Below are 18,757 nucleotides of genomic sequence, written 5' to 3'. Positions count from 1 at the left end.
ATAGTTAAGACGTATATGGCATCCGAACTGGCATTCGAACCCACCCGATCTCAGGGCGGCCGCGTCGCCAAGCCATATACGGCCTCGCGTGCCACGCCCAGGAGGTGTCGCCCATGCGTTTCCACCCCGACCTGCACCTCAGGCAGTTGGCCGGCCGGTTGCACTGGCCGCACGGGACGCCCTCGACGCGCGAATCCACGCGCCCGCACTCCCTCGAAGACGACGCCGAAGTCGCCAAGGCCATTGTTTACGTCAGCGCGCTGACCCTGGTGATCCTGCTGGTGGTCCTCGCGGCAATCGCTTTCGGTCAGGAGGCCATGCACTGGCTGGGTGTTCCTTAGACGACCCGCCTGAAGCAGTACAGCCTCCCTGACCGGGCCGGCCCCCACCTTGCGTGGGGGCCGGTTTTATTCAGGGGCCGCGGTTTGCCGGGCCCGCGGCCGGGACAAGCCTGGCTCAGGCCAGCAAGGGCGCCACATTCTCGGGCGGACGGCCAATCGCGGCGCGGCGGTTGCGCACCACCACCGGGCGCTGCAGCAGGATGGGATGGTCGGCCACCGCGCCCAGCACCTCGGCATCGGTCAGGCCCGGATCGGCCAGCCCCAGCTCTTTGTAGGGCGCCTCGTTGTCGCGCACCATCTCCCTCACCGGCACGCCCAGCATGGTGTGAAGCTGCTTGAGGGTGGACAGCGTGGGTGGCGTCTTCAGGTACTCCACGATCTCCACGGGCTCGCCCAGCCGGGTTGCGGCGGCCTCGACCAGCGCCAGGGTTTCGCGCGATTTCGAGCAACGGGGGTTGTGATAGATGGTGATCATGACGGTACTCCTGGTTCGGTGTCGGGGCGGCCCGGCGCGCGCTGGCATTGCGATGGCCGGCCGAGCGAGCCCGCGCGCCTGGGGCTGAAACCCGCACTATACAAGCGGCGCCGCGCGCCCGCATGCCCCGCTGCGGCGGGGCATGTCCGTTCAGTCCGCGCCGTGCTTTTCCGGCGCCAGCCGCAGCAAGGCCGCCACCGTGGCGCGCAGTCCGGCACGCAGCGGCTTGTCGTGGCGCAGCACCAGCGCCAGCGTGCGCGCCAGCGGCGGCGCAAGCGGGCGCACGGCGATGCGGGCGCGCGGCTGGCCGGGCGGCAAGGCCATGCCGGGCAGCACCGAGTAACCCAGCCCGGCGCCGACCAGTTCCTTGATCGCTTCGACGCTGTCCAGCTCCATGACAGGGCGCGCGCTGATGCCGGCGCGCAGGAACCACTCATCCACCAGCCGGCGCGTATTGCCACCCGGCGAGAACAGCACCAGCGGCCGGCCGGCAAGATCGGCGGGCGCCACGGTGGCGGGCAACGGATCGCCGTCGGCCGGCCCGATGGCAACGAACGGGTCTTCCAGCACGGGCGTGATGTCGAACATCCGGCCCGAGGCCGGCAGCGTAACGAAGGCCAGGTCAAGCGCGTTGTCTTCCACCGCCTTGAGCGCCTCGCCGGTGTTTTCCGTGCTGACCACGATCTCCAGCGCCGGCATGGCGCGGCGCAGGTCGCGCAAGACTGCCGGCAGCAGGTAGATGCAGGCGGTGGCGCCAGTGCCCAGCCGCACCCGCCCTACCGCTCCGCCGGCATGGCGCGCCATGCTGTCGTCGGCGGCGGCCAGCGCGCCCGCCACGCCGCGCGCGTGCGCCAGCAGGTCCTCGCCGGCGGCGGTGGGCAGCACATGGCGTCCCACCCTTTCCAGCAGGCGCAGGCCGTAACGCTGTTCGAGCTGGCGGACCTGCAGGCTGACCGCCGGCTGGCTCAGGCCCAGGCGCTCGGCGGCTGCCGAAAAGCTGCCCAGTTCGCAAACCAGGGCAAAGGCCTGCAGAAAGTCTGGATTGAGATGCCGCATGGCAAAGAAATTCTTATGCGCCGCATAAGTCAGCGAAGCTTCCTTTATAGCATCGGCGCACGGTAAGGTAGCGGCGTCGGGCCGCTCTGGTTGGCTCCGATAAACACCGATAACGCGGCTTCCCTCCACGTTCGGCCATCAACCCGGATCCGATCTGCCTTCCGGCTCACCTGCCCAGACCGCGCGCCGCGCCAGCACCATGAAAGCCCCTCTCGCCACACTCAGCGCTGCTTCCGCCACGCCGTTGGCCGTGGCCAACGCCACCGCTGCCGTCCAGGCCTGCGCCAGCCCTTCGATCCGCGACGCCACCGCCGCGGACATCCCCGCCATCCAGGCGATCTATGCCCACCATGTGCGCCACGGACGCGCTTCGTTCGAGGAAGTCGAGCCGGGCGTGGACGATATGCGGCTGCGCCACGCGGAGGTGAAACGCCAGGGGCTGCCCTACCTGGTGGCCGAGCGCGGCGGCGAAGTGCTGGGCTATGCCTATGCTTCCGCCTACCGGACACGCAGCGCCTACCGTTTCGCCATCGAGGATTCGGTCTACATCGACGAGCGCTTCCGTGGCCAGGGCCTGGGGCTGGCGTTGCTTGCCGCGCTGGTATCGCGCTGCGAAAGCGGCCCGTGGCGGCAGATGGTGGCAGTGGTGGCCTGCACCGCCAGCGGCGAGGGCGCGGGCTCGCTGGCATTGCACGAGCGGGTGGGTTTCCGCACCATCGGCCGGCTGCAGTCGGTTGGCTTCAAGCATGGCCAGTGGATCGATACGGTGCTGATGCAGCGCTCGCTGGGCGATGGCGATGAGACGCTGCCGGTGGAGCGCGCGGCCAGACGGTAGGCACGGCACCGGCTATGCGCCGGAGGATACTCGGGCCGCAGACGCGGCTCAGCCGGTTCGGGGCGCTCGCCGATCGCTGCCGTCCGGACGGGCCGCTCCGCCACCGGCGCCATTCAGCTGCTGCGCGAGGTGTCCGGCCCACGCATCGACGCGCGCCATGCCGCGTGCGACGTGTTCGCCGCCGCGTCGCATCTGGTCCAGCCGCAGCGCTTCGAAACGGGTCAGGCCGATGCAGGCCAGCACGTACTGCAGGTAAGGCGTGAGGAAATCGCGCTGGGCCGCGGGGCCTTCATCGAGCGGCCCGCCACAGGTAATGAGCAGCCATACCGGCCGGTCGGCGAGCAGCCCGGCCTTGCCAGCCGGCGTGCTACGAAACGTGCGGTTGATCCGCACCACATGATCGATCCACGCCTTGAGCGCGGATGGCACGGTGAAGTTGTGCATCGGCGTGGAGATCAACACGAACTCGGCGGCCTCCAGTTCCGCGATCAGCGTCTCCGAGTGCGCGAGCGCCGCAAGCTCGGCGGCGCCGCGGTCCTCCGCCGGCATCAGGCTGGCCTCGACGAGCGCCGCCGGCGGATGCGGCGGCGGTTCGCTGCCAAGGTCGCGCTCGCTTACCGTCAGCGCGGGATGGCACTGCCTGATTTGCGCCAGCACCCGCGAGGCGGCCTGCCGGCTCAGCGAGGACTCGCCGCGTGCGCTGGCGCTGATATGCAGGAGCTTGGTCATGGTTCTCCGGTCACCGGGATTGGCCGTGTCAGGCAAGCGCGATATTGAAGCGCAACGCGGAGGCCAGCAGGCCGTTGCGGTAATAGAAGCGGTGACCGAGCACATTGGTCAGCGGCGTATCCAGCACCAGCTTGGCGCAGCCCAGCGCGCGCGCCTCGTCCTTGAGCCGGTTCATCAGCAGGTGGCCGTACCCGCCGCTGCGCGCGGACTCGTCGGTGACGAGGTCGTCCACGTAGAAATGCACGCCGTGCACGAGGTTGTCCTGCAAGCGGAAGCCGGCCAAGGCCACCGGCCGCCCGCCCTGCCACAGCGCTAGCAGGCGATAGCCTGCCGCCACCTGGCGGCGCCAGCGTGCCACAAATTCTTCGGGCGACGCAAGGTGCGGGCGGAGTTGATGCATCAGCGGGAAACACGCCAGCACCCCGGCTTCATTGTCCACGTAGCGGATCGGCTCGCGATCGCCAGCCTGCGTGGCGTCTTGCGCGGGGGCGTTCATGCGGCGCTCCGGGGCTGCGCCGGTGCCGGCGGCGAGAAGCGCAAGCCCACCGCGATCCGGTTCCAGGCGTTGATGTTGGCGATGGCCGCGCTCAGGTGAGCGAGTTCGCCCGCGGGGAATTGCCCGGCCACCTGGACGTAGACAGCGTCGGAAGCACTTTCCGCGCTCAGCTTCGTCAACGCTTCCGTCCAGGCCAGCGCGGCCTGCTCGCGGGCGCTGAAGATCCCGGCATCGCGCCATGCCGCCACCAGGTCCAGCTTGCGCTGGTCAGCGCCCAGCCCCCGCGCCGCATTGAGGTGGAATTGCACGCAGAACGCACAGCCGTTGATCTGCGAGGCGCGCAGCTTGATGAGTTCGGTCAGGGACTTGTCCAGGCCGGCGTCGTCCACGGCCTTGGACAAGGCGCGCAGGGCGGCGGCTACGGCAGGGGCGGTGTTGGTGAAATCGGTGTACTCCATGCGGGCGTGGGTCGGCATGCGCATCTCTCCTTGGGACGTTGCGAGGATTCAATGTATATCAGAGCACGAACATAATATAAGAGCACTGATATCAAGCGCAAGTGGTCGGCACGGCGGGTGATGCGGAGGTTTTGCTGGGGAATGCGGAGGCGTTACCGGCTCAAGCGGATGGCAGGAGCGGAGGGAGAAGAAAGTCGCGGCCGATCTTCTGAATTAGCAATGCCGCTAATGAATTTAAAATTGATTGTACAGGGCAAAGTTATTCTTCTTGAGAATAATTTGCCTGCAAAGGGTTGCGGGGATGCGGCATGGCAAGCGCCTGCCCGCATCCCCGACCCCTCCCGCGGGCGGGAGGGGAAGCCAGCCATCAGCCAATCAGGTCCGACAGCGCCAGCGCCACCACCTTGGTGGCACGGTTCAGGTCGTTCAGCCGCAGGTTCTCATCCGAGTTGTGGCCGCGCGCTTCCATCAGCGTGCGCGGGCCGGCGCCGTACAGCACGGTGGGGATACCGTACTTGGTGTAGTGGCGCGCATCGGTGTAAAGCGGCACGCCCTGCACCGGGATCTCCACGCCGAACACTTCCTCGGCACGGCCCTTGAGGGCGCCGATCAGTTTCTCCACGCCCGGCAGTTCCGACAGCGGCTCGGCCAGGATGATGCGCTCGACCTTGACCTCGATGCCCGGACGGTCCCTGGCGGCCTTCTCGACCACGGCGCGGAGTTCGCCTTCGGCGTCAAAGCCGATTTCCTCGGGGATCATGCGGCGGTCGACGCGGAAGGTCACCAGGTCGGGCACCACGTTGGTGTTGATGCCGCCCTTGATCAGGCCGACGTTCAGCGTGGCGGTGTCGATACCCAGCGTCTTCGACTTGCGCGTGGCGAGTTCGGCGCGCAGGCCATAGATGGCTTGCAGGATGTGGGTGGCAGCCTCGATGGCGTCCACGCCGGTGTGCGGCATTGCAGCGTGGCCCTGCTTGCCCTTCACCGTGACTTCCACGTGCAGGCAGCCGTTGTGGGCCGAGGTGATGCCGTAGGAGAAGCCCGCCGAGATGGCGTAGTCGGGCTTGCTCAGGCCCTGGTCGAGCAGGAACTTGGGACCGATGTCGCCGCCGGTTTCCTCGTCGTAGGTGAACTGCAGTTCCAGCGTGCCGTTGAGCTTGGCGCCTTGCTTCTCGGCTTCCATCAGCGCCAGCACGGCGTAGGTGTAAGTGGCGAAGTCCGACTTGGACACGGCCACGCCACGGCCGTACATGACCGGGCCGTGCTCGCTGTCGGCGATCTCGCCGCCGTACGGGTCTTTGGTCCAGCCCAGGCCGGGGGGCACCACGTCGCCGTGCGCGTTCATGGCGATGGTGGGACCGCCCTTGCCGAAGGTCTTGCGCACCAGCAGGTTGGTGGCGCTGATCATGCCGGCGGCCTTGACCAGTTCGTCAGGCACCTTGTGCGCTTCCACCTTGAAGCCCAGGCCTTCGAGCAGCACCTTGGCGCGCTTGCCGTGCGCATCGCAGTCGCCCGGCGGGTTGTCGGACGGCACCTTGACCAGTTCGGCCAGGAAGGCTTCCTGCGCGGGGCGCTGGGCGTCGATGAAGTTGGTGAGCGTGGTCTGCAGCGGGTTCACGTTGTCTCGTGCGGTCATGTTTTATCTCTGAATCAAAATCTGAAGGTTTCTCAGGATCGGGGACGCTGGCGCCTGGCCGCGCCGCTTATTGCTGCCGTGCGGAAGACTTGTCGAAATGCTCGACAAAATCGCTGAACACGGCGGCAGCACTGGCGGCGTCTTCAGCAGTCATGATCTCGGTGGGGTGGTGGCTGATGCCGCCGTTGCCGCAGCGCACAAACAGCATCGCCACGTCGGCGATGGCGGCGATGGCCATGGCGTCATGCCCGGCGCCCGAGGGCAGGTGCCGCACCGGCAGTCCCTGGCGGGCAATGGCATCCGCCCATTGCGTCTGCAGCCAGGGCGCGCACGGCACGCTCACGGCTTCATGGGTCTTGCGGACCGTCACACGCACATTGCGGCGGGCGCACACGCGTTCGATCTCCGCCAGCACGTCGTTGACGGCAGCCTGGCGCACGGCGTCTTCGCCGGCGCGGATGTCGATGGAGATCACCGCGCGGCCTGGCACCACATTGGCGGCGCCGTTGGGCACGTTGAACTGGCCGATGGTGCCCACCAGGCCCGGCAGGCCACCGCAGCGGCGCTCGATATACAGGCCGATCTCCGCGCCGGCCATGGCCGCATCGCGGCGCATGTCCATCGGCACGGTGCCGGCGTGGCCGGCCAGCCCTTCGAATTCGACGATGAAACGGGTGGCGCCGGAGATCGCGGTCACCACGCCCAGCGGCAACCCTTCATTAAGCAGTACCGGGCCTTGCTCGATATGGACTTCCACGAAGGCCAGCACCTGCTCGCGCCGATGCGCGGCGGCAGGCAGGCCGGCAGGGTCGAAACCGGCCGCGCGCATCACTTCGCGCATGGTCTTGCCGGAGTCGTCCACATTGTCGAGCACGTTGGTGTCGAAGGTGCCGGCGATGGCGCGGCTGCCCAGCAGCGTGGCCTTGAAGCGCACGCCCTCCTCCTCGGCAAAGCCAACCACTTCGATGGCGAACGGAAAACGCTTGCCCTGGCGGTTCCACTCGGCCACGCAGGCGACCGGCAGGATCACGCCGAGGTTGCCGTCGTAGCGGCCGCCGTCGCGCACGGTGTCGAAGTGCGAACCGGTAAGCAGCGCCGGTGCGCCGGGCGCCGTGCCTTCATAGCGGCCGATCACGTTGCCGGCGGCATCGCGGCGCACCGTCATGCCGGCTTCGCGCATCCACTCGGCCAGCTGCGCGGCGGCGCCGTGGTGGGCCTCGGTGAGATAAGTGCGGGTGAGCATGCCGGGCTGCTCGGTATGGACGGCCAGGGTATCTGCCCAGGCCATGATGCGCGCCGCGGTTTCGGTAGCGGGCGTGAGGGTTGCTGCCATGCGTGTCTCCTGCTGGAAGTGCGCGAATGCGATGGCGCCGGATCATGCAAGCGCCGCGCCAGCGGTGCCTTGGTTGCCGGGCCGGCGTCGCCGGACCGTCCCGGTGCGCCTTGACTCTCGTCCGAGAGCTCTATTCTGTGCGATTCATGGTAGCACAGTGAATTCAAAAATTGCATACAAAAATGATATGCACTATATTGGCTTCCACGTTCCGACAATTCGCTGCGGACAATCCGATCCGGACAGCGAGTTGCGTGGATTCCGCTCCAACAGGAGGGCCAATCCACGAAGCGCCGCAGCCCTCACCCGGCCACGCGCCCGGCACGTCAGACCGGCCGTCCCGCCACGCGGGCAACCGGCAATTCCTGCAGCAATGACAGGACGCGCCAGCCAAAGTCTAGGACGCGTCCGCATGGAGACAACGATGCACCCAGCAGTCCAGCCGCGGTCCGCTTCCGCCCGCCCGCAGTCCGCTATTACCCGTTTCACCCGCTCCCTGTTTGGCCAGGTGCTGATCGCCCTGGTGCTGGGCACTGCACTCGGCCTGTTCTTCCCCGAGTTCGCCGCCAAGCTCAAGCCGCTTGGCGACGCCTTTATCAAGCTGATCAAGATGCTGATCGGGCCAATCGTCTTCTGCGTGGTGGTGGCCGGCATCTGCGGCGCCGGCGAACTGAAGAAGGTGGGCCGGGTCGGCATCAAGGCGGTGCTGTATTTCGAGGTGGTCACCACCATCGCGCTGGCGCTGGGCATCGCGCTGGCTTATATCTTCCATCCCGGCACCGGTATGAACGTGAACCCGGCCTCGCTCGACGCATCGGCGATGTCGGCCTACGTGGACTCCGCCGAAAAGGTCAAGAGCGCCGGCATGGTGGACTTCCTGCTCAAGCTGATTCCGAGCACGGTGATGGGCGCGTTCGCCAGCGGCGACGTGCTGCAGGTGCTGCTGGTGTCGATCCTGTTCGGCTGCGCGCTGTCGCTGGTGGGCGAGCGCGGCCGGCCGCTGGTGTCGATGATCGACACCTTCTCGCACACCTTGTTCAAGATGATGGGCTTCATCATCAAGCTGGCGCCGCTGGGCGTGCTGGGCGCGGTGGCCTTTACCGTGGGCAAGTATGGCATCGGCTCGCTCAAGCAACTCGGCTACCTGGTAGTGGTGTTCTACGGCGCGGTGATGTTGTTCGTGCTGGTGGTGCTGGGCACGGTGATGCGCCTGTGCGGCTTCTCGGTGATCAAGCTGATCCGCTACCTGCGCGCCGAACTGCTGGTGGTGCTGGGCACCGCGTCGTCGGACAGCGTGCTGCCGCAGATCATGAAGAAGCTCGAATTCATGGGCATCAAGAAATCGGTGGTGGGGCTGGTGATCCCCACCGGATACTCCTTTAACCTCGACGCCTTCTCCATCTACCTGACGCTGGCCGCGGTCTTCATCGCCCAGGCCACCAATACGCCGCTGGCGCTGGGCGACCTGCTGGGCATTCTGGCGGTGGCGCTGGTCACGTCCAAGGGCGCGCACGGCATTCCCGGCTCGGCCATCGTGATCCTGGCGGCCACGCTGTCGGCGCACCCGGCGATTCCCGCCATCGGCCTGGTGCTGGTGTTGTCGGTGGACTGGTTCATCGGCATCGCCCGCGCCGTGGGCAACCTGATCGGCAACTGCGTGGCGACCGTGGTGGTAGCCGCCTGGGAGAAGGACATCGACCGGGCTCGCGCCCACGACGTGCTCAACGGCAAGATCGACGCCACCGACCTCGACGCGGGCCTTGCGCCGGCGCCGCACGAAGGCGCCCTGGCCACCCCCGGGGCATCCCCGCTGCCCGGCGCGGCCGCGGGGCGCTAGAATCTCGGCATTCCTCACTGAGACGCAGCGCAAGTGCGCAACCATGCCCGAGCATATCGATCCTGCCATGACCGCCGAAGCGATCGCCGAAGACATTGTCGCGGCCATCGTTTCGCACCGCCTGCCGCCCGGCACCAAGCTGCGCGAGGAGGCCCTGGCGAGCGTCTACCGCGTCAGCCGCACCAAGGTGCGCGCCGCGCTGCTGATGCTGTCCAAGGACAAGCTCATCCAGATCGTGCCGGACAAAGGCGCCTTCGTGGCCAAGCCCAGCGCCGAGGAGGCGCGCGAAGTGTTCGCGGTGCGCCGCATCCTGGAGGCCGCGCKGGCGCGCGCCACTAATTCACGCGCCAGCGCGGCCGACTATAAGCGCATCGACCGGCACCTCGCCGCCGAGAAAAAGGCGCTGGGCGGCGTCGATGCCCAGTTGCGCACCCGCCTGCTGAGCGATTTCCACATCATGCTGGCGGAAGTGGTTGGCAATGGCGTACTGACCGGCATGCTGCAGGAACTGTCGATGCGCAGTGCCGTGATCACCATGCTCTACCAGTCCCGCCGCGATGCCGCCTGCTCTTCCGATGAACATCGCGAGTTTATCGAGGCGGCTCGCGCCGGCGACACCGAACGCGCCGTGACGCTGATGGTGGAGCACCTGGGCCACGTCGAGGCAGCACTGCATTTCGACCAGGTGCCGGCCGCCCACGGCAAGGACCTGGTGACGGCGCTGCTGGCCTGAGGCCATCCCGAGGCCATCGTTTGCCGCGCCCGTGGCAAGCGCTTGACCTGGGTCAAGGCGGGCACCGCGCCTTTGCACCATCATGGACCCCGTCATGAAGATGCGGGGGCGCGCTTCATGACATATGGCCCGTCCCTTGCGACGGCAGCCCGCACGCCGGCCTGGGTGCGGGCTTTTTCTTTTGCGCGGCGCTTTTCCGCGCGCCTGCCCGCCTGCCGCCCCCGCCCTGCTCCCACCCACCTTGTTGCGTGCCACGCGCGCCTTCATTGCCACATCCGTACGTGATCGAATCGCGGCATCGGAGTAGGATGTCGGAGGCCCAAGTCAGAGGCCGCTTAAAAGACAGGAAGACAGGAGACAGACATGACCCGTTCCATGCCGCTTTCCGCAGTCCCGGCCCGGCCGCTCCACGCCGCCGGGCGCACTTCGCCCTCGTCCGGCCCGCGCGGCCGCGACTGACCTTCCAGCCCGACTCGCTTGCCGGGCCATCCGCTTTCATCATCCAACCCAACCCAGGGAGGGAAACCCATGTCCAACGCGTTCCGAGACGACGTCCTGGCCGGCAAGGTCGTGTTTATCGCCGGCGCCTCGTCCGGCATCAACCTGGGCATCGCCCAGCACTTCGCGAAAGCCGGCGCGCGGCTGGCGCTGGTCAGCCGCGACCCCGAGCGCATCGCGGCGGCGGCGGCCACCATCAACGATGCCGGCGGCAGCGCGCTCGGCATGGCGGCCGATGTGCGCGACTACGCCGCGGTGGAAGCGGCGCTGGCACGCGCGCGCGATGAACTCGGGCCGATCGATATCGTGATTTCGGGCGCGGCCGGCAACTTTGTCGCGCCGGCGCTGGGCATGTCGGCCAACGGCTTCAAGACCGTGGTGGATATCGACCTGATCGGCACCTTCAATGTCTTCCGCGCCTGCTTTGCCTTCCTCAACGCCCCCGGCGCTTCGCTGATCGCCATCACCGCGCCGCAGGCGGTCAACGCCATGATGTTCCAGGCCCATGTGTGCGCCGCCAAGGCCGGCATCAATATGCTGGTGAAATGCCTGGCGATGGAATGGGGCCCGGCGGGCGTGCGCGTCAACGGCATCTCGCCCGGCCCCATCGCCGGGACCGAAGGCATGGCGCGGCTCGCGCCCACGCCGGAGATGGAGGCGCGCTTCAAGGCGCGCCTGGCGCTGCGCGACTACGGCGACAAGAGCGATATCGCCAACACCGCGCTGTTCCTGTCCACCGACAACGCGCGCTATATCACGGGCACCATCGTGGACTGCGACGGCGGCAGCAAGCTGGGCGACGCTTCGGCCGATGCGCTGCAACCGCCCAAGGCGCCCGGCAAGGCTGCCTGAACCCGCGCGCCGGTCCGCAGCGGCACCGGCGCATTAGCGCATTAGCGCATCAAGACACCTGCATCAAGACACATCAATCAAGGAGACAACCAATGACATCGCCCGTGCTCTATCACGCCGCCGAAGGCGTGGCCACCATCACCCTGAACCGCCCCGACGTGCTCAACGCGCTCAATGCGGAGCTGATGGCAGAGCTGCGCGCCGCGGTCGAGCGTGCCGCGCAGGACGAAGCTGTACGCGCGGTCGTGCTCACCGCCAATGGCCGTGGCTTTTGCGCAGGCGCGGATCTCGCCGGGCGCCAGGCCGAACTCAAGGACTCCGGCACGCTGCTGCGCGAGCGCTATCACCCGATCATCCTGGCGCTGCGCAATATGCCCAAGCCTGTCATCACCTCGGTCAACGGCGTGGCGGCCGGCGCCGGCATGAGCCTGGCGCTGGCCGGCGACGTGGTACTGGCCGGCCGCTCCGCGTCGTTCCTGCAGGCGTTCTCGAAGATCGGCCTGGTGCCCGATGCGGGAAGCACCTACTTCCTGCCGCGCTACGCGGGCGAGATGCGCGCGCGCGCGCTGGCCATCCTGGCCGAGAAGATCGACGCCGAGGAAGCCCACCGCATCGGCCTGGTGTGGAAGGTGCATGAAGACGAAGCCCTGCCCGCCGAGACCGCGAAGCTGGCGGCCCACCTCGCGCAGATGCCTACCTTTGCCTATGGCCTGATCAAGGAAGCACTTAACGCCAGCCTGGAGAGCGACCTGCCCACGCAGCTCGAACGCGAAGCCACGATGCAATCGCGCGCGTCGAAGAGCGAGGACTTCAAGGAGGGCGTGGCGGCGTTCCTGGAGAAGCGCAAGCCGGCATTCAAGGGGCGCTGAAACTCTCGCACGCCGGACGGTGATGCCACCGCCGTTATGTTGACTACGCATCGCACCACAATGCCGAAACCAGGAGACGCGCATCATGCTAGGCCTCATGCAAGACCGTCCGTTGCTGATTTCTTCCCTGATCGAGTACGCCGCGCTGTACCACCCGCTGCAGGAGATCGTGTCGCGCACGATCGAGGGCGGCACGGTGCGCACCGACTATGCCGAGGTACACAACCGCGCCAGGCGCATCGCCAGCTCGCTCGCCGGACTCGGCGTCGCACAGGGCGATCGCGTCGGCACGTTGGCGTGGAATACGCACCGTCACCTGGAGCTGTACTTTGGGGTATCCGGCGCGGGCGTGGTGCTGCATACCGTCAACCCGCGCCTGTTCCCCGAGCAGATCGACTACATCATCAACCACGCTGAAGACCGCGTGCTCTTCTTCGATCCGTGCTTCGCGCCGCTGGTGATGCAGCTTGCGCCGCGCCTGACGTCGGTCACGCACTACGTGGCGATGACCGACCGCGCCGGCACCGACGCGCTCGGCCTTGCCGGCAGACTGCCGAGCCTGCTGTGCTATGAAGACCTGATCGACGCCGGCAACGAGAATTACGCATGGCCGCAGTTCGACGAGCGCACCGCGTCGTCCCTTTGCTATACCTCGGGCACCACCGGCAACCCCAAGGGCGTGCTGTATTCGCACCGCTCCACCGTGCTGCACAGCCTCAAGGCCTGTGCTTCCGACACCTTCGGCGTAGGCGTGGACAGCGCCATCCTGCTGGTTGTGCCGCTGTTCCATGCCAACGCCTGGGGCATGCCCTACGCCTGTGCCATGACCGGGGCCAAGATGGTGCTGCCTGCCCAGCATCTGGACGGCGAAAGCGTCTACCGCATGCTGCGCGACGAGCGCGTGACCTTCTCCACCGCGGTGCCCACCGTGTGGCTGATGCTGTTCCAGTATCTCGACGCGCACCCGGAGATCGACCCGCGCTCGCTCGGGCTGAAGCTCGCCGGCGTGGGCGGCTCGGCCGCGCCCGCAGCGATGATCGAGCGCTTCGAGCAGCAGTTCGGCGCGCGCTTCATCCAGGGCTGGGGCATGACGGAAACCAGCCCGATCGGCGTGATCAGCACCCTGCTGCCCAAGCACCGGGAACTCGGCGCGCAGGAGCAGTTGAAGGTCAAGCTCAAGCAGGGCCGCGCGCTGTGGGGCGTGGACCTGCGCATCGAGGACGACCAGGGCAACGCACTGCCGCACGACGGCCACGCTTTCGGCCGGCTGAAGGTGCGCGGGCCGTGGATCGCCTCGGCCTACTTCAAGGCCGAAAATGACGCGCTCGATGCCGATGGCTGGTTCGACACCGGCGACGTTGCCAATATCGATGCCGACGGCTATGTGCAACTGGTGGACCGCGCCAAGGACGTGATCAAGTCCGGCGGCGAATGGATTTCTTCCATCGATCTGGAGAACGCCACCATGGGTCATCCCGCCGTGGCCGAGGCGGCGGTGGTTGGCGTGCCGCATCCCAAGTGGCAGGAGCGGCCGCTGCTGGTGGTGGTGCGCCGCCCCGGCACCGAAGTCAGTGCCGCCGAACTGCTCGATTTCCTCGCCGCCAGGGTAGCGAAGTGGTGGGTGCCCGACGATGTCGCCTTTGTCGATTCCCTGCCCCACACGGCCACCGGCAAGCTGCTCAAGGTGAAGCTGCGGGAGCAATTCAAAGACTATGTCCTGCCCACGGCGCAGGAACCCATTCAAGCAAGGAGTAACGCAACATGAGCACCAGCAGCGAACGCATCATCCTGACCATCGAAGACGGCGTGGCCGAGGTCAGGCTCAACCGCCCCGACAAGATGAACGCGCTCGATCCCGCCATGTTCGACGCGCTGATCGAAACCGGCCAGCGGCTCGCGCGCGAGCCCGGCCTGCGCGCGGTGGTGCTGTCCGGCGAAGGCCGTGCCTTTTGCGCGGGTCTCGATATGCAAAGCATGGCCGGACTGGGTGGCGGCAGCGACGCCGTCGCCGCCGGCCGTCTTGCGGCGCGCACCCATGGCATCTCCAACCGGCCGCAGTTCGCGTGCATGGTGTGGCGCGAATTGCCGGTACCCGTGATTGCCGCGGTCCACGGCGTCGCGTTCGGCGGCGGCCTGCAGGTGGCGCTCGGCGCTGACTTGCGTTACGTCGGCGCGGACACGCGCATGTCGGTGATGGAAATCAAGTGGGGCCTGGTGCCCGACATGGCCGGCATGCTGCTGATGCGCGGACTGGTACGCCCGGACCGCCTGCGCGAACTGATCTATAGCGGACGCATCGTCAACGCAGAAGAAGCCTGCGCGCTGGGCCTTGCCACGGCCGTGGTGGACGATCCGCGCGCGACGGCGCTGGCCACGGCGCGCGACATCGCCAACCGCAGCCCGGACGCGATCCGCGCCGCCAAGCGCCTGATGCAGGTGAGCGAAGACGGCGATGGCGCCGCCATCCTGCTGGCCGAATCGGTGGAACAGGACCGCCTCATCGGCGGCGCCAACCAGCGGGAGGCGGTGAGCGCCAATATGGAGAAGCGGGCGCCGGTGTTCAAGACCGCGCCGTAGTCGCCGCGCGGGCTCACGCGCGAGCGTTGGCGCGCCGGCGCCGCACGCGGCGGTAGAGCGCGAAGTAGACAGCCATGTTCAGCGCAAGCACCAGGGCGCCGAGCACGATCTGGATTTCGCGCGTGAGACCGTCGGGGTAGATCAGTTGCAGAACGTAGTGCTGGATGAAGTCGCCCCCGTAGGCTTGCAGGCCGGCGCGCTGGCGCAGCGCGTTTTCCAGCGGCGTGAGCGGGCAGATCCACCCGCTCCACTCCACCACCACGCCCCATGCCGCCGCCGGCAAGTGCAGCCATGCCAGGCGCGGCCAGCGCAGCACCAGCACGCCGCCCAGCATCGCGAAGACGATAAAGGCAAGGTGCAGCAGGACGACCGCGTCCGCCAGCCACGCCGCCATCATCGCCCCTGCCGCCCCGTCCAGTAGCCCGGCACCGCGAACGCCGCCTTCAGGTGCTCGATAAAGAAACGGATCTTGGCCGGCACCGGACGCTGCTGCGGGTACACCGCAAGGATGTCGTAGTCGGGCAGCGCGTACTCGTCCAACACGGTGATCAGTTCGCCGCTCTCCAGTTGCGAGAGGATTTCCCACGTGGAACGCCAGCCCAGTCCCAGTCCCTCTCCGGTCCAGCGGTGCAGCAGTTCGCCGTCGTTGCAATMGAGGTTCCCGTTCACGCGCACCGTCACGGTCTTGCCGTCCTGCTGGAAATACCAGCCGCGCTGCTGGCCGCCCTGCAGGTTGAACGCCAGGCAGTTGTGCTGGGCCAGGTCGTCCAGCGTCTGCGGCACGCCGTAGCGCGCGAAGTAGGCGGGCGTGCCGCACACCACGCGCTTGTTGGTGGCCAGCTTGATGGCGACGAAATTCGGATCGATGGCGCCGCCGATGCGGATGCCCACGTCGTAACCCTCGCGCACCAGGTCCACCACGCGATCGGTCAGGTTGAAGGAGATCTGCACCTCCGGATTCGCCGCCAGGAACGCCGGCGCGTGCGGCGCCACGTGCTTGCGACCGAACGCCGCCGGGGCCGACACGATCAGGTGCCCGGTTGCCTTGTGCTTGCCTTCCGCGATCAGCATCTCGGCACGGTCGAGATCGGCCAGCGCCTTTTTGCACTGCTCCATGAAGGCCGCGCCCTGCTCCGTCACCACGATGCGCCGCGTCGAGCGGTGCAGCAGCTTCACGCCGATGCGCGCCTCCAGCGCATTGATGCGGCGCCCGATCATCACCGGCGTCACGCCCTGCGTCAGGGCGGCGGCGGCCATGCTGCCGTGCTCGACGACCGCGATAAAGGCTTCGATTTGCTTTAGCTTGTCCATGCTGTGTGTCTCCTGAGCGTCATTGTGGCGCATGGGAGGCCGCCACGCATGCGCGCGGTGCTATGGGCGCAATTCGCCGGGGCGCATGGGACCTGCGGCAACCGCGCTCAGGGGCGCCCGCGCACCGCCGGCCGCCCCCGCGGCATCCCTTGCGCCCGATGCCGTACCTCCTTGCTGAACTCCGCGCACGCATGCGTCATCAGGTCTTCGGACCGGTACACCAGGAACACCCGGAACTCCGGCAGTTCGTCGCTGATCGGCAGGCGCACCAGCGACGCGGGATCCAGCCGCAGCGGCCCGGTGCCGTCGAACACGAAGTCCGACCACATGCTGATCAGGTCGGTGCGCGTGGCGAGTTGCAGGCCGAGCAGGTTGGAAGCGCTCTGCACGATGCGCTTGGGCATGTCCAGCCGATGYAGGCGCATCAGGCTGGCCAGCGGGCTGCCGGGGTCGTCGAGCGGGTCGAGGACGAGCCAGTCGGCGTCGAGCAGCGGCCGCAGCCGGCGTACCCGCCGCAGCGGATGGCCGGCACGCACCGCCAGCGACATGCCGGTGGAGAACAGCGGCTCCCACTGGAAGGCGCCGGTGCCGGGGCCGCTGTTGGTGGAGATCAGGCCAAGGTCGAGCCGGCCTTCGCGCAGGCCTTCGAGGATCTGCTGCGGGCGCAGCTCGAAGCCGCGCAGCGCGACATTGGGAAAGCGTTTGCGGAAGGCGGCCATGGCATCGGGCAGCGGCCCGCTGGAGGCCACGGCGGTCAGGCCGATATTGAGCTGCGCGTCGGCGTGGCCGCGGATCGCTTCGATGTCTTCCAGCGCGTGGCGCAGCTCCTGCTCGACCAGGCTGGCGCGCTTGACCAGCGCCACGCCGTAGGCGGTCAGGCTGACGCCGCGCACGGAACGCGACATCAGCGTGACGCCGAGTTCGCGTTCCAGTTCGGCGATGGCCTTGGACAGCGCCGGCTGCGACACATGCAGGCTGCGCGAGGCTTCGTGGATGCTGCCGTGCTGGGCTACCGCCAGCAGGATGCGCAGTTGCTGCAGCTTCATCTTTCCCTTTCCCTGTTTTCCTGTTTTTTTTCGGTGCCCCGCGCCGGTGCGCCACGCCCCGCGGCCGTGCGCGTGGGGCGCTCCAGGCACGCGCGCGCGTACCCGGCGCTGCGCCGCGATGCCGCGTGGCACAAGGCTTCTCCGTACTTCTACCGATAGCGGCGCAACCCTGGTTATGACGGCGATGCCATTTGGTTATCAGGATGAAAATATATGATTTTTGGCTTGCCGTGTTTGCCTGAATACTTCATCGCCAGGGATTCCACATTCCCTACGCTGGACGCAGGCAACCGCCGGCCTCCACGGCCCGATCCCCCAACCCAGTTCGTGGAGACACCGACATGAACGATGCCACCCTGCCTGGCGCGCCTTCTCTGGCGCCTGCCCAGGCAATATCCGCCAGCCCGGCCCGCCAGAGCCAGTTCCGCCTGATCGCCGCCTGCTCGATCGGCAATGCGCTGGAAATGTACGACTTCACCGTCTACAGCTTCTTCGCCCTGCTGATCGGCAAGCTGTTCTTTCCGTCCGGCAGCGCCTACGGCTCGCTGCTGCTGGCGGTGGCGACGTTCGGCATCGGCTTCGTGATGCGGCCGCTGGGCGGCTTCGTGATCGGCAACTACGCGGACCGCCACGGACGCAAGGCCGCCATGACGCTGACCATCGGCCTGATGGTACTCGGCACGCTGTGCCTTGCCTTCGCCCCGACCTACGCTTTCGCCGGGCTGTTCGGCCCGCTGATGATCGTGGCCGGCCGCCTGCTGCAGGGCTTTTCGCTGGGCGGCGAGATCGGCGCTTCCACCGCCATGCTGATGGAATCCGGCGGCGTCAAGGGCCGCGGCTTTCGCGTCAGCTGGCAACTTGGCAGCCAGGGCATCGCGGCGACGCTGGGCGCGCTCACGGCCGCCATTCTTTATGGCGTGCTGCCGCAGGCGTCGCTGGAGAGCTGGGGCTGGCGCGTGCCCTTCGTGCTGGGCCTGCTGATCGCGCCGGTGGGGCTGTATATCCGTGCGCACCTGGACGAGACGCACACGGCCCAGCCGCACGCCCCAAGCCCGCTCGGCACGCTGTTCCGCGAGCATGGCGGCACCGTGGTCAAGGGCATCCTGACCATCATCGGCGGCACGGTCGCCACCTATCTGGTGGTGTATTTCATGCCCACCTACATGATCCGGGAACTGCATCTGCCGCCGTCGCTGTCGCTGCTCTCGGGCTGCGTGACGGGTGTGGTGTGCCTGGTGATGTCGCTGCTGGCCGGCACCCTGGCCGACCGCCTGCCGCGCCGCAAGCCGCTGGTGCTGGGCTCGATGGTCTTTACGCTGGTGTGCCTCTATCCGGCGTTCTGGCTGATGACCCATTACCCGAGCGTGCCGCTGGTGCTGTCGCTGTCCGCGCTGCTGACCGCCAGCGTCTACCTGGGCTCCACGCCGATGCTGCTGATGATGATGGAACTCCTGCCGGCCAAGGTGCGCGCCAGCGGCCTGTCGGTGATCTATGCGGTGGGCGTGACGGTGTTTGGCGGCTCCTGCCAGTTCATCGTCACCTGGATGCTGGCCAAGACTGGCAACCCGATGGCGCCGGCCTTCTACATGATGGCCTGCGGCGCGGTGACCATCCTCGCGGTGCTGACGATCCGCGAAACCCGAGAAGACTAAAGCCTTTCCTCCCCTGCCGCTTC

Annotated in this window: 19 protein-coding genes; 9 read left to right on the top strand and 10 right to left on the bottom strand. The window is 67.5% G+C overall.

The window, feature by feature from the left end; translation table 11 throughout:
• The first annotated feature begins 113 nt into the window (after positions 1-113).
• The gene (locus AC1DT6_RS05980) at positions 114-341 is read left to right on the top strand and encodes a hypothetical protein (protein WP_035873207.1); all 228 of its coding nucleotides are present in this window, start codon (positions 114-116) and stop codon (positions 339-341) included.
• A 115-nt stretch (positions 342-456) separates the two neighbouring features.
• On the opposite strand, the gene arsC is transcribed toward AC1DT6_RS05980, so the two are convergent.
• Together arsC and AC1DT6_RS05970 are read right to left on the bottom strand one after the other, a co-directional pair.
• Positions 457-816, bottom strand: coding sequence for an arsenate reductase (glutaredoxin) (arsC, locus tag AC1DT6_RS05975; RefSeq protein WP_035873204.1), 360 nt, complete (start codon positions 814-816; stop codon positions 457-459).
• A gap of 150 nt (positions 817-966) precedes the next feature.
• Positions 967-1,872: a LysR family transcriptional regulator gene (locus tag AC1DT6_RS05970; protein ID WP_477102470.1), complete on the bottom strand. Its 906-nt coding sequence runs from the start codon at positions 1,870-1,872 to the stop codon at positions 967-969.
• A gap of 199 nt (positions 1,873-2,071) precedes the next feature.
• On the opposite strand from AC1DT6_RS05970, the gene AC1DT6_RS05965 reads away from it, so the two are divergent.
• Positions 2,072-2,707, top strand: coding sequence for a GNAT family N-acetyltransferase (locus AC1DT6_RS05965; protein ID WP_441637250.1), 636 nt, complete (start codon positions 2,072-2,074; stop codon positions 2,705-2,707).
• A 48-nt stretch (positions 2,708-2,755) separates the two neighbouring features.
• On the opposite strand, the gene AC1DT6_RS05960 is transcribed toward AC1DT6_RS05965, so the two are convergent.
• The 5 genes from AC1DT6_RS05960 to AC1DT6_RS05940 all read right to left on the bottom strand — a co-directional run bounded on the left by AC1DT6_RS05960 (position 2,756) and on the right by AC1DT6_RS05940 (position 7,359).
• Positions 2,756-3,436, bottom strand: a complete 681-nt coding sequence (locus tag AC1DT6_RS05960; protein WP_441637252.1) for an FMN-dependent NADH-azoreductase — start codon at positions 3,434-3,436, stop codon at positions 2,756-2,758.
• Between the two features lie 28 nt (positions 3,437-3,464).
• Positions 3,465-3,932, bottom strand: a complete 468-nt coding sequence (locus AC1DT6_RS05955) for a GNAT family N-acetyltransferase (protein ID WP_441637254.1) — start codon at positions 3,930-3,932, stop codon at positions 3,465-3,467.
• The gene (locus AC1DT6_RS05950; protein ID WP_441637256.1) at positions 3,929-4,408 is read right to left on the bottom strand and encodes a carboxymuconolactone decarboxylase family protein; all 480 of its coding nucleotides are present in this window, start codon (positions 4,406-4,408) and stop codon (positions 3,929-3,931) included. Before AC1DT6_RS05950 ends, AC1DT6_RS05955 begins: the two co-directional genes overlap by 4 nt.
• Before the next feature lie 349 nt (positions 4,409-4,757).
• Positions 4,758-6,026 carry a M20/M25/M40 family metallo-hydrolase gene (locus AC1DT6_RS05945; protein WP_441637258.1) on the bottom strand — a complete coding sequence of 423 codons (1,269 nt, stop codon included), beginning with the start codon at positions 6,024-6,026 and terminating at the stop codon, positions 4,758-4,760.
• Positions 6,027-6,093: 67 nt separating this feature from the next.
• Entirely contained in the window at positions 6,094-7,359 is a 1,266-nt protein-coding gene (locus AC1DT6_RS05940) for an allantoate amidohydrolase (RefSeq protein WP_441637260.1), read from the bottom strand.
• 475 nt (positions 7,360-7,834) lie between these two features.
• Here AC1DT6_RS05940 and AC1DT6_RS05935 point away from each other — a divergent pair, with 475 nt between their 5' ends.
• From AC1DT6_RS05935 to AC1DT6_RS05910, 6 genes are all read left to right on the top strand, one after another.
• Positions 7,835-9,196: a C4-dicarboxylate transporter DctA gene (locus AC1DT6_RS05935; protein WP_441637264.1), complete on the top strand. Its 1,362-nt coding sequence runs from the start codon at positions 7,835-7,837 to the stop codon at positions 9,194-9,196.
• A 43-nt stretch (positions 9,197-9,239) separates the two neighbouring features.
• Positions 9,240-9,929, top strand: a complete 690-nt coding sequence (locus AC1DT6_RS05930; RefSeq protein ID WP_477114555.1) for a GntR family transcriptional regulator — start codon at positions 9,240-9,242, stop codon at positions 9,927-9,929.
• 528 nt (positions 9,930-10,457) lie between these two features.
• On the top strand, positions 10,458-11,279 hold the full coding sequence (locus AC1DT6_RS05925; RefSeq protein WP_441637284.1) for an SDR family oxidoreductase: 822 nt from the start codon (positions 10,458-10,460) through the stop codon (positions 11,277-11,279).
• Between the two features lie 92 nt (positions 11,280-11,371).
• Positions 11,372-12,148 carry an enoyl-CoA hydratase-related protein gene (locus AC1DT6_RS05920; RefSeq protein WP_045239312.1) on the top strand — a complete coding sequence of 259 codons (777 nt, stop codon included), beginning with the start codon at positions 11,372-11,374 and terminating at the stop codon, positions 12,146-12,148.
• 85 nt (positions 12,149-12,233) lie between these two features.
• The gene (locus AC1DT6_RS05915) at positions 12,234-13,913 is read left to right on the top strand and encodes a long-chain-fatty-acid--CoA ligase (protein ID WP_441637282.1); all 1,680 of its coding nucleotides are present in this window, start codon (positions 12,234-12,236) and stop codon (positions 13,911-13,913) included.
• The gene (locus AC1DT6_RS05910; protein ID WP_441637280.1) at positions 13,910-14,725 is read left to right on the top strand and encodes a crotonase/enoyl-CoA hydratase family protein; all 816 of its coding nucleotides are present in this window, start codon (positions 13,910-13,912) and stop codon (positions 14,723-14,725) included. The genes AC1DT6_RS05915 and AC1DT6_RS05910 overlap by 4 nt, the downstream gene beginning before the upstream one ends.
• Before the next feature lie 13 nt (positions 14,726-14,738).
• On the opposite strand, the gene AC1DT6_RS05905 is transcribed toward AC1DT6_RS05910, so the two are convergent.
• The 3 genes from AC1DT6_RS05905 to AC1DT6_RS05895 form a co-directional block, all read right to left on the bottom strand.
• Positions 14,739-15,122 (bottom strand): DUF2784 domain-containing protein, encoded by a 384-nt coding sequence (locus AC1DT6_RS05905; RefSeq protein ID WP_441637278.1) that lies wholly within the window; start codon positions 15,120-15,122, stop codon positions 14,739-14,741.
• A complete protein-coding gene (locus tag AC1DT6_RS05900) occupies positions 15,119-16,036 on the bottom strand; it encodes a LysR family transcriptional regulator (RefSeq protein WP_477114554.1) in 918 nt (305 codons plus the stop codon). Before AC1DT6_RS05900 ends, AC1DT6_RS05905 begins: the two co-directional genes overlap by 4 nt.
• A gap of 107 nt (positions 16,037-16,143) precedes the next feature.
• Positions 16,144-17,082, bottom strand: a complete 939-nt coding sequence (locus AC1DT6_RS05895; RefSeq protein ID WP_441637276.1) for a LysR family transcriptional regulator — start codon at positions 17,080-17,082, stop codon at positions 16,144-16,146.
• Between the two features lie 341 nt (positions 17,083-17,423).
• Between AC1DT6_RS05895 and AC1DT6_RS05890 the strand changes: the two genes are divergently transcribed.
• Positions 17,424-18,734, top strand: a complete 1,311-nt coding sequence (locus tag AC1DT6_RS05890; protein WP_441636838.1) for an MFS transporter — start codon at positions 17,424-17,426, stop codon at positions 18,732-18,734.
• Positions 18,735-18,757 lie beyond the last annotated feature (23 nt).

Source organism: Cupriavidus sp. 01L45, assembly GCF_056399885.1.
This window is presented reverse-complemented; position numbering and strand designations above follow the sequence as displayed.

Bases quoted from the DNA above. Each gene is read 5' to 3' on its own strand.
- AC1DT6_RS05980 (WP_035873207.1), top strand. From the start codon at position 114: ATGCGTTTCCACCCCGACCTGCACCTCAGGCAGTTGGCCGGCCGGTTG.
- arsC (WP_035873204.1), bottom strand. From the start codon at position 816: ATGATCACCATCTATCACAACCCCCGTTGCTCGAAATCGCGCGAAACC.
- AC1DT6_RS05970 (WP_477102470.1), bottom strand. From the start codon at position 1,872: ATGCGGCATCTCAATCCAGACTTTCTGCAGGCCTTTGCCCTGGTTTGC.
- AC1DT6_RS05965 (WP_441637250.1), top strand. From the start codon at position 2,072: ATGAAAGCCCCTCTCGCCACACTCAGCGCTGCTTCCGCCACGCCGTTG.
- AC1DT6_RS05960 (WP_441637252.1), bottom strand. From the start codon at position 3,436: ATGACCAAGCTCCTGCATATCAGCGCCAGCGCACGCGGCGAGTCCTCG.
- AC1DT6_RS05955 (WP_441637254.1), bottom strand. From the start codon at position 3,932: ATGAACGCCCCCGCGCAAGACGCCACGCAGGCTGGCGATCGCGAGCCG.
- AC1DT6_RS05950 (WP_441637256.1), bottom strand. From the start codon at position 4,408: ATGCCGACCCACGCCCGCATGGAGTACACCGATTTCACCAACACCGCC.
- AC1DT6_RS05945 (WP_441637258.1), bottom strand. From the start codon at position 6,026: ATGACCGCACGAGACAACGTGAACCCGCTGCAGACCACGCTCACCAAC.
- AC1DT6_RS05940 (WP_441637260.1), bottom strand. From the start codon at position 7,359: ATGGCAGCAACCCTCACGCCCGCTACCGAAACCGCGGCGCGCATCATG.
- AC1DT6_RS05925 (WP_441637284.1), top strand. From the start codon at position 10,458: ATGTCCAACGCGTTCCGAGACGACGTCCTGGCCGGCAAGGTCGTGTTT.
- AC1DT6_RS05920 (WP_045239312.1), top strand. From the start codon at position 11,372: ATGACATCGCCCGTGCTCTATCACGCCGCCGAAGGCGTGGCCACCATC.
- AC1DT6_RS05915 (WP_441637282.1), top strand. From the start codon at position 12,234: ATGCTAGGCCTCATGCAAGACCGTCCGTTGCTGATTTCTTCCCTGATC.
- AC1DT6_RS05910 (WP_441637280.1), top strand. From the start codon at position 13,910: ATGAGCACCAGCAGCGAACGCATCATCCTGACCATCGAAGACGGCGTG.
- AC1DT6_RS05905 (WP_441637278.1), bottom strand. From the start codon at position 15,122: ATGATGGCGGCGTGGCTGGCGGACGCGGTCGTCCTGCTGCACCTTGCC.
- AC1DT6_RS05890 (WP_441636838.1), top strand. From the start codon at position 17,424: ATGAACGATGCCACCCTGCCTGGCGCGCCTTCTCTGGCGCCTGCCCAG.